The 15,296-nt window shown below is 54.2% G+C and carries 14 protein-coding genes; 5 read left to right on the top strand and 9 right to left on the bottom strand.

Annotated elements, in window-relative coordinates:
- Positions 1-81: 81 nt before the first annotated feature.
- The 9 genes from tadA to zapD all read right to left on the bottom strand — a co-directional run bounded on the left by tadA (position 82) and on the right by zapD (position 9,518).
- On the bottom strand, positions 82-558 hold the full coding sequence (tadA, locus tag D5085_18530; protein QEP45230.1) for a tRNA adenosine(34) deaminase TadA: 477 nt from the start codon (positions 556-558) through the stop codon (positions 82-84).
- 2 nt (positions 559-560) lie between these two features.
- Complete coding sequence (locus D5085_18525) at positions 561-2,138, bottom strand: glutamine-hydrolyzing GMP synthase (protein ID QEP44955.1); 1,578 nt, start codon at positions 2,136-2,138, stop codon at positions 561-563.
- Between the two features lie 21 nt (positions 2,139-2,159).
- A complete protein-coding gene (locus D5085_18520) occupies positions 2,160-2,567 on the bottom strand; it encodes an OsmC family peroxiredoxin (GenBank protein ID QEP44954.1) in 408 nt (135 codons plus the stop codon).
- A 17-nt stretch (positions 2,568-2,584) separates the two neighbouring features.
- Positions 2,585-5,530, bottom strand: a complete 2,946-nt coding sequence (locus D5085_18515; protein ID QEP44953.1) for a bifunctional diguanylate cyclase/phosphodiesterase — start codon at positions 5,528-5,530, stop codon at positions 2,585-2,587.
- 32 nt (positions 5,531-5,562) lie between these two features.
- A complete protein-coding gene (locus tag D5085_18510; GenBank protein ID QEP44952.1) occupies positions 5,563-6,774 on the bottom strand; it encodes an argininosuccinate synthase in 1,212 nt (403 codons plus the stop codon).
- Positions 6,775-6,903: 129 nt separating this feature from the next.
- A complete protein-coding gene (locus D5085_18505; protein ID QEP44951.1) occupies positions 6,904-7,929 on the bottom strand; it encodes an OmpA family protein in 1,026 nt (341 codons plus the stop codon).
- Positions 7,930-8,056: 127 nt separating this feature from the next.
- The gene (locus D5085_18500) at positions 8,057-8,461 is read right to left on the bottom strand and encodes an SCP-2 sterol transfer family protein (protein QEP44950.1); all 405 of its coding nucleotides are present in this window, start codon (positions 8,459-8,461) and stop codon (positions 8,057-8,059) included.
- Between the two features lie 77 nt (positions 8,462-8,538).
- Positions 8,539-8,730 (bottom strand): DNA gyrase inhibitor YacG, encoded by a 192-nt coding sequence (gene yacG, locus D5085_18495; protein QEP44949.1) that lies wholly within the window; start codon positions 8,728-8,730, stop codon positions 8,539-8,541.
- Positions 8,727-9,518, bottom strand: coding sequence for a cell division protein ZapD (zapD, locus tag D5085_18490; protein QEP44948.1), 792 nt, complete (start codon positions 9,516-9,518; stop codon positions 8,727-8,729). The genes yacG and zapD overlap by 4 nt, the downstream gene beginning before the upstream one ends.
- Positions 9,519-9,734: 216 nt before the next feature.
- Between zapD and D5085_18485 the strand changes: the two genes are divergently transcribed.
- The 5 genes from D5085_18485 to D5085_18465 all read left to right on the top strand — a co-directional run bounded on the left by D5085_18485 (position 9,735) and on the right by D5085_18465 (position 15,101).
- Positions 9,735-11,375, top strand: a complete 1,641-nt coding sequence (locus D5085_18485) for a CTP synthase (GenBank protein QEP44947.1) — start codon at positions 9,735-9,737, stop codon at positions 11,373-11,375.
- 7 nt (positions 11,376-11,382) lie between these two features.
- Positions 11,383-12,204: a 3-deoxy-8-phosphooctulonate synthase gene (locus D5085_18480; GenBank protein ID QEP45229.1), complete on the top strand. Its 822-nt coding sequence runs from the start codon at positions 11,383-11,385 to the stop codon at positions 12,202-12,204.
- A gap of 75 nt (positions 12,205-12,279) precedes the next feature.
- Positions 12,280-13,590 carry a phosphopyruvate hydratase gene (locus D5085_18475; protein QEP44946.1) on the top strand — a complete coding sequence of 437 codons (1,311 nt, stop codon included), beginning with the start codon at positions 12,280-12,282 and terminating at the stop codon, positions 13,588-13,590.
- Positions 13,591-13,629: 39 nt separating this feature from the next.
- Entirely contained in the window at positions 13,630-13,911 is a 282-nt protein-coding gene (ftsB, locus tag D5085_18470; protein QEP45228.1) for a cell division protein FtsB, read from the top strand.
- On the top strand, positions 13,908-15,101 hold the full coding sequence (locus D5085_18465) for a 2-C-methyl-D-erythritol 4-phosphate cytidylyltransferase (GenBank protein QEP44945.1): 1,194 nt from the start codon (positions 13,908-13,910) through the stop codon (positions 15,099-15,101). Before ftsB ends, D5085_18465 begins: the two co-directional genes overlap by 4 nt.
- The last annotated feature ends 195 nt before the right edge of the window (positions 15,102-15,296 follow it).

The raw sequence follows: 15,296 nt of genomic DNA, 5'->3' as shown, positions 1-15,296 counted from the left end.
TAAGTGAATGAAAAAATTGTGACTTTGATTACAAAATTCGATTTTTCCCTGTCTGATGCGCAAAAAGTTTTACAAAAAAAATTAATTTTTTCTGCGTTTGCGAAAGAATTCTCGCAATAATTGGGCGCTCTGGGGCTGCAAAATGTGCGCGGTGACTTGGCAGCGATGGTTAAAGCGGGGATCATCTAGCAGCGAGTAGAGCGAGCCGCCGCAGCCACTGCGAGGATCGGCGGTCGCGAAGACAACCCGCCGGATGCGGGCGTGTAAAATCGCTCCGGCACACATCGGGCACGGTTCGAGGGTGGTGTAGAGGGTGGTGGCCGGCAGCCGGTAGTTACCGACTCGCTTTGCCGCTTGGCGCAGTACGACGATTTCGGCATGAGCGGTCGGATCACAGCGACGAATCGGCTGGTTATACCCCGCTGCAAGTAGGTTATTATCTTGAATCAGTAGCGCGCCGACAGGTACCTCATCGGCGGCGGCGGCAAGGTGGGCCTGCTGTAGGGCGAGCCCCATCCAGTAGTGATCGGGGGAGGGGAGCGACAGTGGCGCTCTTATGGCTACTCCCACTCAATCGTCCCCGGCGGCTTGCCGGTAATATCGTAAACCACGCGGGAGAGGCCATCAATTTCGTTGACAATGCGACGGCAGACATGATCTAAAAACTCATACGGTAGCTGAGCCCAGCGAGCGGTCATAAAGTCAATCGTCTCAACTGCTCTAAGGGCGATGACATATTGGTAGCGACGACCATCGCCGGTGACCCCTACCGATTTGATGGGGAGGAAGACGGCAAAGGCTTGGGAGGTCTTGTGGTAGAGCTGGTGGCGCTGGAGCTCTTCGATGAAGATATGGTCTGCAAGGCGGAGCAGCTCGGCATACTCCTTTTTGACCTCGCCTAAAATTCTAACCCCAAGCCCCGGCCCGGGAAAGGGGTGGCGATAGACCATATCGTAGGGGAGTCCGAGTTCGATGCCGACTCTTCGTACCTCATCTTTAAATAGCTCCCGTAGTGGCTCACACAGCTTTAGATTCATCCACTCTGGTAGGCCGCCGACATTATGGTGCGATTTAATGAGGTGGGCTTTGCCGCTCTGGGCACCGGCCGACTCTATCACATCGGGGTAGATCGTGCCTTGGGCTAGCCAGGTAGCGTTGGCTAGTTTGGCCGCCTCCTCTTCAAAAATGGTCACAAAGAGGTTGCCGATGAGTTTGCGTTTTCTTTCCGGATCGCTCTCCCCTTTGAGGGCGGTTAAAAAGCGCTCTTCGGCATCGATGCGAATGACTTTAACCCCTAGATGGTCGGCAAAGGTGGCCATCACTTGATCCCCTTCGCGATAGCGCAGTAGGCCGTTATCGACAAAGACGCAGCTAAGTTGTGCGCCGATAGCGCGGTGGAGCAGGGCGGCGACGACGGAGCTATCTACCCCTCCCGATAGTCCTAAAATAACCTCTTCGGTGCCGATTTGGTGGCGCAGGGTCGCAATGGCATCTTCGATAATATTCCCCGCCGTCCAGAGCGGTTTGCAGCGGCAGATCTGGTGGACAAAGCGCTCAATAATGCGCTGCCCCTGAGGGGTGTGGGTCACTTCTGGGTGAAACTGTAGCGCATAAAATTGACGGCTCTCATCGGCCATCGCGGCAATGGGGGCCGAATCGGTCGAGGCCATGACGATAAACCCCTCAGGCAGGGTGGTGACGCGGTCACCGTGGCTCATCCAGACATCAAGTAGGCCGTACCCTTCGGTACTGACATGGTCTTCGATATCTTTTAATAGTGCCGTATGGCCGTGGGCGCGTACTTGGGCGTAGCCATATTCGTGCTTCTCACTGCTTTCAACCCGCCCGCCGAGTTGAGCTGCCATCGTCTGCATACCGTAGCAGATACCGAGGATGGGAACATCCATGGTAAACAGCGCCGGATCGACTTGTGGTGCGGCGGTTGCGGTGGTGCTCTCTGGCCCTCCGGAGAGGATAATGCCGTTGGGGTTAAACTCTTTAATCGCCTCTAGTGCCATATCGTAGGGGTGGAGTTCGCAATAGACCCCCGCCTCGCGTACTCGGCGGGCGATCAGTTGGGTATATTGGGAGCCAAAGTCGAGAATAAGGAGTCGTTGGGCGTGAATATCGGTGGCCATGAGGGGGAGAGGTTCCTAGGGTTATTGGTAACTAATGTCGTAGCTAATGGTGGTAAAGCGGCCAAACATGGCGCTCACGGGGCAGTAGCGCTGTTGCGATAGCTCTATCGCCCGTTTTAGCTTCTCTTCAGCCACCTCACCGCTGACAATGTAGTGTAGATGGAAGTGGCTTAACTCTTTGGGGTGTTCGCTCGCCTCCTGGGCACTCACTTCGACCCGAAACTGCTTCGGCACCTGCCCCATTTTGGTCAGGATGGAGATGACATCCATGGCGGTACAGCCACCGAGGGCGTCGAGTAGTAGCTGTTTGGGGCGAAAGCCGTTATCGTCACCGCCTACCATAGCGGGTGCGTCGAGGATTAGCGAATGGCCTCGCTCATCACTGGCCCGAAAGGTCATCTTCTGTTGCCACTCAATCGTTGCCTGCATCGTTTCAGTTCTACTCTTTATGGGGTTGGTTGGGTTGGGGAGGGGGGACGGTAGCGAGCTAGTACCTCCTCTAGTGGGACGGGCCTAGAGACACCATAGCCCTGCACATAGTCGATATCGAGCTCCTTTAGCAGTGAGATACTGGCATCATTTTCGACAAATTCGGCAATGGTGTGTAGGTTCATAATATGACCGATTTTATTAATCGAGTCCACCATCTGGCGATCAATCGGATCGTCGAGAATATCGCGAATAAAACTGCCATCGATCTTCAAGCAGTCGATAGGGAGCTGCTTTAGGTAGCCAAAGGAGCTTAGCCCGCTACCAAAGTCATCTAGCGAGAAGCTACACCCCATCTCTCTAAGATGGGTAAAGAGCTCCATCGCCTTGCTTAGGTGGGTAATCGCTGAAGTTTCGGTGATCTCGAAGCAGAGGCTGTTGGCCGGAACGCCGCTGTGTTGCAGCTTTTCGGTCACATAGTCGAGTAGCTGCTCATCACTTAAACTCTGGCCGGAGAGGTTGATGGAGCAGATAATCGGCGTTCGACCCTCTTCATCGAGTACTTCGCTTAACTGTGTTAAGGTCTGGTTAATAATCCACTGATCGATACGAACCATCATGTTATAGCGCTCAGCGGCGGGAATAAAGGCCATGGGTGGGGTGGTAGAGCCATCTGTTTCGCACATGCGGACTAAAATTTCGTAGTGGGGCGGTTCATCTTGACAGCGCAGGGAGCGGATCTCTTGGGCATAGAGGATAAACCGATTGTCGGATAGCGCAGCGCTAATGCGGTGCACCCAGCTCATCTCGCCATGCTTCTGCTGTAGGGAGGTGTCATCCTCTTGGTAGAGATAGACTCGGTTACGCCCTAAATCTTTGGCCTGATAGCAGGCGGAGTCGGCACAGCGCATTAAATCGTGACTATTGGTGGTGGTCGAATCGATCGAGACTAAGCCGATGCTGGCACCAATTTCGAAGGTTTTGTTATCCCAGTGGAAGCGGAAGTCGCTTACCATCTGGCGGATCTTATCGCCAAGGGTGAGCGCCTTCTCTATAGAGCACTGGTGTAAAATAATCCCGAACTCGTCGCCACCGAGTCTAGCGAGGGTGTCACTGGTACGAATCGTCGGTTGCAGTTGATAGGTTAGCTGTTTCAGTAGCTCATCTCCGGCCTGGTGGCCGCAGGTATCGTTGACGACTTTAAATTGATCTAAATCGAGATAGAGTAGCGCATGGTGGTGTTGATGTTGGTGGGCATCGGTAATGATCTTTTCGAGCCGCTGTTCAAATTCACGCCGATTTTTCAGACCGGTCAGTTGATCATGGGCGGCCTGAAAACTGAGCTCTTGTGCTAGGGCGACGGTATTGGTGACATCGTGTAGCACCAGCACGACGCTGCGGATATTGGCCTCACTATCGTAGAGGGTGCCGACCGAGATATCGAGAATGAGCGCCTCGCTCTCTTTTGGGGTTAGTGTGCAGCGAATCTCCTCCTCCTGCTCATGTTTGAAGATATGAGCCAAAATAGTCTCAAAACAGAGCAGTTTGCCACTCTGCTGCTGCATGATGTGAAAAGTATCGGTAAAGGGGCGATCAAGCAGCGATTGGGTGGAGCCGGAGAGGTGTTGCGCAATTTGGTTAGCATACTCAATGGTACCGTCGCAGCGAAGCGAGACGACGCCATCATTAATAGCGTTGAGGGTGATAAGCGCCTTCTGCTGCTCCTCCTGTAGCGCCTCTTGGGCTTTAACCAAATTGGTAATATCGCGGGCCGAGCCTTCGAGCAGAGTCTCGGGCCGCTCATCGCCGATTAGGCGGGCGGTCATCGCTAGATAGACGCTAGAGCCATCGCGGCGGCGCATCTGGCACTGGTAGTTATGGTGGGATTGATCGGCGCTCTGCGCTAGTGTCTGTAGTAGCTTCGAGTAGTTATCAGGATGGATGAGCAGCGAGGTAAAGGGCTGCTGTCGTAGCTCAGCAGGGCGGTAGCCGAGTGTCGCTTCGACAGCGCTGGTGATCTGTGTCACGCACCCTTGATGATCTAACACAAAAAAGAACTCACTAATACTGTCGAGAATTTTGGTCAGCTCCCGCTCAGAGGCGACAATCTGCTGCTGTGCTTGGTGGTGGAACTGCATCAGCCGGCGATACTCCCAGGTCAATACCCCTAGCTCGTCGAGTGAACGGGGCTGTAGCTGTCGGGCTAAGACCTCAAAGGAGCGTGACTTATGCTCAATCACCTCTTTGAGGGGGGAGAGGGAGAGGCGAAAGCTGCGAATAAAAGTGTAGGAGGCTAGCAGCGCTAGTAGCCCTAACAGTAGTATCAGCCCGAGCGTCTCTAGCTCAAAAAATTGGGTACGGGAGTAGTAGTAGAGCAGCAGCATCAGAGTGAGCAGCAGCGGCATGAGCGCCCCGAGCAGCAGACCCTTATTTTGGATGGAGATAACGGTGGTGATTTTGTAAATTTGGGGGGCCAGTTTGCCGAGGTGATCGCTAAGTAGCAGAAAGATCGGTAGGCCGAGGGTAATGGTGACGATAACGGCTATGGTAGATATCTGTAGGCATATCTCCAGCGAAAAGAGCTCGGCCTGCTGCGAGGCGCCAATGGCCATAAATAGCGAGGAGCGTAGGGCGCTAGAGAGGATAAATAGTAACCAAAACTCTAGCGAAAAACGGCGCAGACGGGTGAGGCGTTCGAGCTGTTGTGACTGGGAGAGTCGCGTGTGAAGAATCTCTCCGAGAGGGTGGGCGAAGCGCTGGTAGAAGTAGAGTAGATTGAACACCACTATGGCCAGCACTCCGCCCCGAAAGAGATTCGACTCCATAATCTGTGCCACTGTCGCGCTATCGACAAGTTGGAGATAGTTGAGCGATAGGGAGCCGAAGAGGGGAGGTAGGGTGTGGGCGGCGGCGATAAAGAGGATAAAGATAGCCACAAAGCGCTGTTGGTCAGAGAGCGTCACGATAATACCTCTTTTGATCGCTACCGAGAGAGTTAACGGCGCTGCCCCCCTACCCGCAGCCGCAGAGCGTTAAGGCGGATAAATCCAGCGGCATCTTTGTGATCATAGGCACCGGCATCCTCCTCAAAGGTGCAGAGTGACTCATTAAATAGCGAGTCGTGTTCCGATCTTCGGCCGCTAATGATGACATTGCCCTTATAGAGTTTAACCCTAACGGTGCCATTGACATGGGTTTGGCTCGCATCAATGGCCTGTTGCAACATCTCTCGCTCCGGGCTCCACCAGTAGCCGTTATAGATAAGTGTCGCGTAGCGAGGCATGAGCTCATCTTTTAGGTGGGCCGCTTCGCGATCTAGCGTTAGGGATTCGATAGCGCGGTGGGCTTTGAGCATGACGGTGCCCGCTGGGGTCTCATAACAGCCGCGCGATTTCATGCCGACATAGCGATTTTCGACAATATCGGCTCGACCGATACCGTGAGCGCCGGCGTGTCGGTTTAAAAATTCCATGACAGTGGCCGGCGACATCGCCTCACCGTTAATAGCAACAATATCGCCCTGTTGATAGGTCAACTCTAGGGTGAGCGGCTCATCGGGAGCCGCTTCGGGGGAGATCGACCAGCGCCACATCGACTCCTCCGGCTCATGCCATGGATCTTCGAGGAGATCGCCCTCGTAGGAGATATGGAGCAGATTGGCATCCATGGAGTAGGGCGATTTTTTGCCCTGTTGTTGAAAATCGACCTCAATACCATGGGTGGCGGCATAGGCCATCAATCTCTCTCTTGAGAGTAGATCCCACTCTCGCCAAGGGGCGATAATTTTAATATCGGGATTAAGGGCATAGGCACCTAACTCAAATCGAACCTGATCGTTGCCCTTGCCTGTGGCACCGTGGGCGATAGCATCGGCACCGGTCTGATTGGCGATCTCAATGAGGCGTTTGGCGATTAGCGGGCGGGCGATGGAGGTGCCGAGCAGATATTCGCCCTCATAGATGGCATTGGCGCGAAACATCGGAAAGACGAAGTCGCGGGCGAACTCTTCGCGCAGATCTTCGATATAGATCTCCTCAATCCCCGCCTTTTCGGCTTTGCGCCGCGCCGGTTCGACCTCCTCGCCTTGGCCGATATCGGCGGTAAAGGTGACAATTTCACACTGATACGCATCTTTTAACCATTTGAGAATAATAGAGGTATCCAGACCCCCAGAGTAGGCAAGTACGACTTTTTTGATACTCGACATAGTGACAATCAAAGCTCCCGCTAAAAACAAAAAAGGCACCCCCCCACACCGCTTGATTTTGGGTTATCGCCGGCTAGTGTGGGTGAGTGGTGATAGACTGAGAGGGATTATACCCTAATTGGTGGAGAGCTAAAATCGGGGGTAGCTATACTCTTCGCCGCTACCGTCGCTATCGAGTCCCCCTTCTGCGCCGCTGCTGTCGGTTTCGCTGCCAAAACGGCTAGCGTTAGGGCGGTTGATAATCTCAAATTCGGGGAGTACCCCCTGCTCCTGCTGTTCGATAATCGGCTCGGTGCGCAGCTCTTTTAACAGCTTGGCCACCACGACTCGGTTCTGTGAACGACCGGTGGCACTCTGGTTAGAGGCGAACGGCTTGCGCTCGCCAAAGGAGTGTTGATAGACCGTGAGGTGGGTGATGCCGTGCTGCTCTAAATAGTCGCGCACCGCCTGAGCTCGCTCCTCTCCTAAGAGGGCGTTTTTGTGCCGAAAACCGCGACTATCGGTATAGCCGAAAATCTCAATCGCTTGCACGCTCGGATCGGCTTTAACATAGGTGATAATTTGATCGAGTCGCGCCCTATCATCCGCAGTCAGATTACTCTTGCCGCTAGCGAAGTAGATCTTACTTAGCTCTACAAACTCGAACTTATAGGGGTAGAGGTTCTCTAGGCAGAGGAGAAAGTGGCTATAGTCAGGTTGGAGGTTAATCGCCGAGAGTCGCGCCTCGACTAGATCGATATGGGTGGTGGCCGGACGGTGGCGCAGACTGGGGTTTAGCCCGCTCTCTAAGGCGTTGAGCGCTTTTAGGGCGATAGGAGAGGCGAGTTGCAACGCCCCCTCTTTTAACTCTTGTGGCTCGATAGTCTCGATCGGTTGCGGTAGATAGCGGTGGTTCCATGAGGGGGGGAGGGCGATGAGCTCTAACGCATGTTCTGGAGCAAAAGGGCGGTGGGTATTAAAGACTAGCTGAATCTCCTCTCCCGCTTCACGGGCGAAGATAGCGCTGCCAAAGCCGGGAATATCCTGCCGAAACTCACAGCGGTTGCGATCACCGCTGCTATGCCACTCTGAGCTCTGTAGAGTATGGCCAAACTGCTGCACCGCTGCTGACAGGGTGAGCGAAAAGGGTAGCAGACATAGAATCAGATAACGCATCGGTCTCTCATATCGGGCTAAGGGGGGAGTCACTGCTGTTATCGTCAGTTGGACTGAAAAACTTAAACAGATAAAAAACGCCACCGTTAGCGGTGGCGTTATCTAAACTGTGGCCGCAAAAAGGGGGCTATTCGCCGCCGATTTTGGCCATTAAAGCGAAGCTTTTGACAAATGGGCTGGCCATGCCGGGATCTTTCATCATCGCCTTAAAGTCGCCCTTGGCAAATTTGAGCTTACCGGTAGCGACCGCCATCCCCATTGAGGTCATTCCTAGCGGTTTTTGAATCCACTTCATCCAGTTATCGCGATCGGCACGCATATCCCAGTTAGCCTCTTCGCCACTCCAGTCACCGGCACGAACCGCCTCGCCATTTTCGACCACAAACACCCCTCTAGGGTTCTCTTCGTTCTTAAAGCCGCAGCAAATGATCGAAGAGAAGTTAATTTTTGCCAGCGCCTCTTTCACCTCCGGTTCAGCATTCCAAGCATCTTTAAGTTGATTCATCCACTCATCAGAAAAAATCTCTGCCATAGTTAGACTCTCCATGGTTGGTTGGTACGCATCTGCGTAGTTGCGGGTTGAAGTTATAAATATCGTTTAAACAGCTATTACTCGAAGTAATGGTCCGATTGTAGTGGCGATTTATCGTCGTGGCAAGCGCTCTCTGTGTTACCGGCAATGCGACGGTTTTCGCTATACCACTCGCCTAAATCGATTAGACGGCAGCGCTCGCTGCAGAAGGGGCGAGAGGGGTTATCTTGCCACTTTGTCGGTTGGTGACAGAGGGGGCAGCGGATCATAGCAGGCAGAGTGAGAGCTCGAACTGCCTATCAAGATTGACCGGTTCGGGGAGGGATAGCTGGTTGAGTTGCATAAAGCGGATATTGATTCGGTGGCGGCTACCGCTTATCTCAGGATAGAGCGTCTCCCGACAGCATGGCAGCTTGATACGGATCATCTGATAGGCATGTTGAGTATCGAGCGGCTGCTGATACTGTCCATTGATGGCGGTGACAGCGCACGGGGTGGCGCTATCTCGTACCATCTGCAACAGCCCCTCAATCGCCTGACGAATAGGGGTGAGTGTCTCTAGCCACTCCTGCTGTAGCCGCAGTCGTAGCGCTGGATCGCCCTCTAACCACTGGTGGTAGGCGGGCAGATCAAAATCGCATGTGCCGCCGGGAATGGTGCTTCGTTGGCGAATCGAGGTTAAAAAGGGATCATCACGCAGCTCTTGGCCTAGTTGTCCCGGGGTTTCAATCAGATTATCATTAATCCGCTTGAGCAGTTTTAAGGTCATACTGAGCCGAGTGGTATCGACCCTAGGGTTTTCAATCAGCGGCTGTAGGCTAGCGATGGAGCGATCAATCTCCTTCATAATTTCACTTTTTAGATCGGTACGGCTAAAGAGATCGAGCAGTTCAAATAGCGAGACAACCAGCATCCGGCTATCCCAGCCATTACGGCATTCGCGATGAAAAAAATGGGCCTGACGAAACAGATGTTCTAGTCGCAACAGGGTACGGATACGCTCCCCGAGGGGGTGCTCATAGGTGGTGAAACGAATGGTGGCGGCGTTGTGACTCATGTGGGTTGATAGTTCACGGTGTGGGGTTGAAGACTAGCTGGCACTCTCAAAATTGGGCCATAGGTTAACACGAACTGTCACGCTCACCTAGAGCTGTGTGAGGCGAGATGCCGATTGCAAAAAGGGGATAAATTGCGCACAATGGCAGCGCTATAGCTATTTAGCGGTAACCGTTTATCCCCCTCCCTCTTTGGTTTTCAGAATGAAGGCAGCTAAATGACCAAATATATTTTTGTAACCGGTGGTGTGGTCTCCTCGCTCGGCAAGGGGATAGCCGCCGCCTCCCTTGCGGCGTTGCTAGAGGCGCGTGGCTTGAGGGTAACCATGCTCAAACTAGACCCCTACATTAATGTCGATCCGGGCACCATGAGCCCGTTTCAACACGGCGAGGTGTTTGTGACCGACGATGGTGCCGAGACCGATCTCGATTTAGGCCACTATGAGCGCTTTTTGCGCACCACCATGACCCAACGCAACAACTTTACGACCGGCCGCATCTATGAGCAGGTGATTCGGCGTGAGCGGCGCGGCGACTATTTAGGGGCGACCGTCCAGGTGATTCCCCATATCACTAACGCCATCAAAGAGTCGATTCATGCCGGTGCCGAGGGATACGATGTGGCGCTAGTTGAAATTGGCGGCACGGTGGGAGATATCGAATCGCTCCCCTTTTTAGAGTCGATTCGGCAGATGAAGCTCGAACTCGGTGCGACAAACACCCTCTTTATGCACCTAACGCTGCTGCCCTATATTCCCACCGCCGGCGAGTTAAAGACGAAACCGACGCAGCACTCGGTTAAAGAGCTACGCTCTATCGGCATTCAGCCCGATATTCTGCTCTGCCGGGCCGAAAAAGATATTCCCGAAGAGGAGCGGCGTAAAATTGCCCTCTTTACCAGTGTCGATGTGCGAGCGGTGATTCCGGTACTCGATGTCGATACCATCTATAAAATTCCGGCCGAGCTCCATCACCGAGGACTCGATGAGATTGTGGTGGAGAAGCTAGCGCTACAGCTCAAAGAGGCCGATTTGAGCGAGTGGCACGCGGTAGTCGAGGCGCAGACTCACCCCGATGGCGAGGTGACAGTGGCCATGGTCGGTAAATATATGGATTTGACCGAATCGTATAAATCGCTCTCTGAATCGCTCATTCACGCCGGTATTCATACCCGTAAATCGGTCCATATTGTCTATATCGATTCAGAAGATATTGAGCAAAATGGCGCCGATATGCTACGAGAGATGGATGCCATTTTGGTGCCAGGCGGCTTTGGCGAGCGGGGGGTCGAGGGCAAAATTGCCGCAGCACAGTACGCTAGAGAGCACCATATCCCCTATTTGGGGATCTGCCTAGGGATGCAGGTGGCGGTCATTGAGTTTGCGCGTCACATTGCCGGCTTAAAAGATGCCCACTCGACCGAATTTCGTCCCTACACCCCCGATCCGGTTATCGCACTGATTACCGAATGGCGCAATACCGAAGGGGAGATTGAGCGTCGTAATAGCGACTCAGACCTAGGTGGCACCATGCGGCTAGGGGGGCAGAAGTGTCATCTGCTAGAGGGCTCTCGCGTAAGAGATATCTACGCTAAAGAGACGATTGTGGAGCGCCACCGCCACCGTTTTGAGTTTAACAACCGCTACCGAGAGCCGTTTGCCGAGTTAGGGTTGAAATTTACCGGCTTCTCAGAGGATAACTCACTCGTGGAGATTATTGAGCTAGATCAACACCCATGGTTTATCGCCTGCCAGTTTCACCCCGAATTTACCTCTACCCCACGAGATGGCCATCCGCTCTTTACCGGCTTTGTCAATGCCGCCGTCGCACAGCGGTTAAACCGTCTAAAGGGCGATTAAGATGGCGATGCGACTACTCGATTTTAAGATAGGGCTCGATGCGCCACTGCTACTCATTGCCGGCCCCTGCGTGATTGAGTCGGAGGCGCTCATCATGGCCACAGCGACCGAACTGAAAGCGATAACGACTCGGTTAGCGCTGCCGTTTATCTTTAAGGCCTCATTCGATAAGGCCAATCGCACCTCAGCCAACAGCTTTCGCGGGCCGGGGATAGAGGCGGGGCTACGCATTTTACAACGGGTGCGCACCGAACTAGCCCTACCGGTGCTGACCGATGTGCATGACAATACCCCGCTCGATGAGGTGGCCGATGTGGTCGATATTTTACAAACTCCCGCCTTTTTGTGCCGCCAGACCCACTTTATGCAGCAGGTAGCGCGGCAGGGTAGGCCGGTCAATATCAAAAAGGGGCAGTTTCTCGCCCCAGACGATATGGTGCATGTGGTCGAAAAGATGCGACAGGTAGGTAATGAACAGATCATGGTGTGCGAACGAGGAGTGAGCTTCGGTTACCATACCCTAATTAGCGATATGCGCTCGTTACAGATTATGCGCCAAACGGGGGCTCCGGTTATCTTTGACGCCACCCACTCAGTACAGCAGCCGGGGGGGCTAGGGGAGCGATCGGGGGGGCAGCGCCAATTTGTGCCGCTGTTAGCTCGGGCAGCGGTAGCGGCCGGCATCTCTGGACTATTTATCGAGACCCACCCCGACCCCGATCGAGCGTTAAGCGATGGCCCGAATATGTGGCCGCTGCACCAGCTAGAGCCGCTGTTAGAGACGCTACAAAGAGTCGATGCCACCGTGAAGGCGACACCGCTACTGTAACATTCAGCAGGTAAAATGGCGCTCTCTACCCTTACCTTTCGACTAAATTCATTCACTGTGACAGGAGATTAAACAATGACCGACCAATTCGATGTTAAAACCAAAATTCTTAATGTTCGTGCCCGAGAAATCATCGACTCGCGCGGCAATCCGACCGTCGAGGCCGATGTGATCTTAACCTCTGGCGCCATGGGGCGAGCGGCGGTTCCCTCCGGAGCCTCGACCGGTTCGCGGGAGGCGATTGAGCTGCGCGATGGCGATAAGGGGCGCTATCTCGGTAAAGGAGTCCTGAAGGCGGTTGAGAATGTGAATCAACTCATCGCCCCCAAAATTATCGGCATGGATGGTCACGAACAGGCGGCGATCGATCGAATCATGTTGGAGCTCGATGGTACCGAAAATAAGGCCAACTTGGGCGCGAATGCGATTTTAGCCGTCTCACTAGCGACAGCTAAAGCGGTCGCAAGTGCCTACGAGATGCCGCTCTACCGCTATCTAGCGATGGGACAGAAAGAGTTTTCACTGCCGGTGCCGATGATGAACATCATTAATGGCGGAGCGCACGCCGATAATAGTGTCGATTTTCAGGAGTTTATGATTATGCCGGTCGGCATAGCCACCTTTGCCGAGGCGATTCGCTGTGGAGCGGAGATCTTTCATGCACTGAAAAAGGTGCTGCAGGGGCGGGGCATGAGTACTGCGGTGGGCGATGAGGGCGGATTTGCCCCCGATCTCCCCTCTAACGAAGCGGCGATTGAGGTCATTTTAGAGGCGATTGAGCAGGCCGGTTACCAAGCCGGCAGCCAAGTGATGCTGGCGATGGATGTCGCAAGTAGCGAATTTTACCATAACGGCAAGTATGAGCTGGCCTCCGAAAAGCGCAGCTTAAGCGCCGAAGAGTTTGCCGATCTCCTCTCCGGTTGGGCCGATAAATACCCGATTATCTCCATTGAAGATGGCATGGATGAGAGCGACTGGGAGGGGTGGAAACAACTGACCGAAAAGCTGGCCAACAAAGTGCAGCTAGTCGGCGATGATCTCTTTGTCACCAATACCCGAATTTTGCAGCGCGGTATCGATGAGGGGATTGCCAACTCGATTCTGATTAAAGTGAACCAAATAGGCACCCTAACCGAGACTTTAGCCGCGATTCAGATGGCCAAAGATGCCAACTATAACGCCGTTGTCTCGCACCGCTCTGGTGAGACCGAAGATACCACCATTGCCGATCTAGCGGTCGCCACCGGTGCCGGTCAGATTAAAACTGGCTCCATGTCCCGTTCAGACCGAATCGCCAAATATAACCGCCTACTGCGTATCGCCGACTCACTCCAGGAGCGAGCTAGCTATCCGGGCATGAAGGCGTTCTATAATATTCAGCGCTAATTTCTCCTCCTACCGAACGGCAACGCCCTCTTGCCACGGCTGCTATTGCCGCTGTTGCTGCTGCTAGCGCTGGTTTGGATGCAATATCGCCTCTGGTTCACTCCCGGAGGGGTATTGCGTCTGTGGGAGCTGGAGGCGGCCATTGGCCACCAGCTACAGCAAAATAGCGAGCTACAGCTACGCAACGAGACGCTTGCCGCCGAGGTGATCGATCTAAAAACCGGCCTAGATGCCATTGAGGAGCGAGCCCGCTCCGAACTGGGCATGGTCAAGCCGGGTGAAGCCTACCTCTACATTATTGAATCAAACACAGCACCATGAGTCAGTCAGTGCGCTATTGGGCAATTATTCCGGCGGCCGGTATCGGCAGACGGATGGGGGGGGAGACCCCGAAACAGTATCTGCCGCTGTGCGGTCGCACGGTGCTGGAGATGACGCTACAGCGCTTTTTAGATCACCCGCTAATAAGCGGGATTGTGGTGGTGCTGTCGGCAGCCGATAACCACTGGCCTAACTTGGCGCTGACCGACCCTAAATTGATGCAGGCTCAAGGGGGGAGCGAGCGGAGTGAGTCGGTACTCAATGGCCTAGCGCGGCTACAGTCGATAGCCGAACTAGAGGATTGGGTGCTAGTTCACGATGCAGCGCGTCCCTGCTTGAGTGCGGACGATCTGAATACGCTGCTGCAAACGTTGCAACACCACCCGGTCGGCGGGCTACTAGGGGTCGCCGTTGCCGATACTCTCAAACGGATCGAGGGTGAACAGCGTGTGATCGAGACGATCTCGCGCGATAAGATTTGGCGTGCCCTAACACCGCAGATGTTCCGCTATGGGCTACTTCGGCAGGCGTTAGAGCAGGTTAAGGCCGAAAAGCTAGCGATGACCGATGAGGCCTCAGCGATAGAGCGGCTAGGGGGGCAACCGCAACTGGTCGTCGGCAGCGAAGAGAATCTTAAAATCACCTGGCCGCAAGATCTACCCCGTGCCGAAGCGATTTTGCAACGACAACAGCGACTAGCGGCGAAGCCCCCCCCCTTTCGTATCGGGCACGGCTACGATGCCCACCGCTTTGAGGCCGATAAACCGTTAAAATTAGGCGGTGTGGCTATCGACTATCCGAAGGGGCTAGAGGCCCACTCCGATGGCGATGTGGTGCTACATGCGCTAGCGGATGCCCTGTTAGGCGCGGCAGCACTGGGCGATATTGGCCAACACTTTCCCGACAGCGCCGCCGCATATCGCCACATCGATAGCCGCATTCTGCTGCGTCGTGTGGCGACACTACTTCAGCAACAGTCGTGGCGGGTGGCCAATTGCGATATCACTATCATCGCGCAGCAGCCTAAACTAGCCCCCTATATCGACGCTATGCGCCGAACCGTTGCCGCTGATCTCGATATAAAGCTAGCACAGGTGAGCGTGAAGGCGACCACCACCGAAAAGATGGGCTTTATCGGCCGCGAAGAGGGGATAGCCACCCACGCCGTAGCGCTGCTTGTGAGTGCATGACTACCGCACTGAACTGGCCGAGAGCTTGGGGGGAGCGGGTGGCAGTTGCCACCATTCGCCAGCACCACCGCGAAGTTATCGAGTGTCGTGGCGCTACCCCGAGCGACGCTGCCGCCTGTGAGAGTTAAGGTAAGCGGATAATTTTTTGCAAACAATCTTAGGTTGAATTGTGCGCTGCTTACATAGTCTATTGAT

Source organism: Ectothiorhodospiraceae bacterium BW-2 (genome assembly GCA_008375315.1).
In the GTDB taxonomy this organism is placed as follows: domain Bacteria; phylum Pseudomonadota; class Gammaproteobacteria; order Thiohalomonadales; family Thiohalomonadaceae; genus BW-2.
Note: the sequence above shows the minus strand (reverse complement) of the source record. Positions and strands in the feature narration are given on the sequence as shown.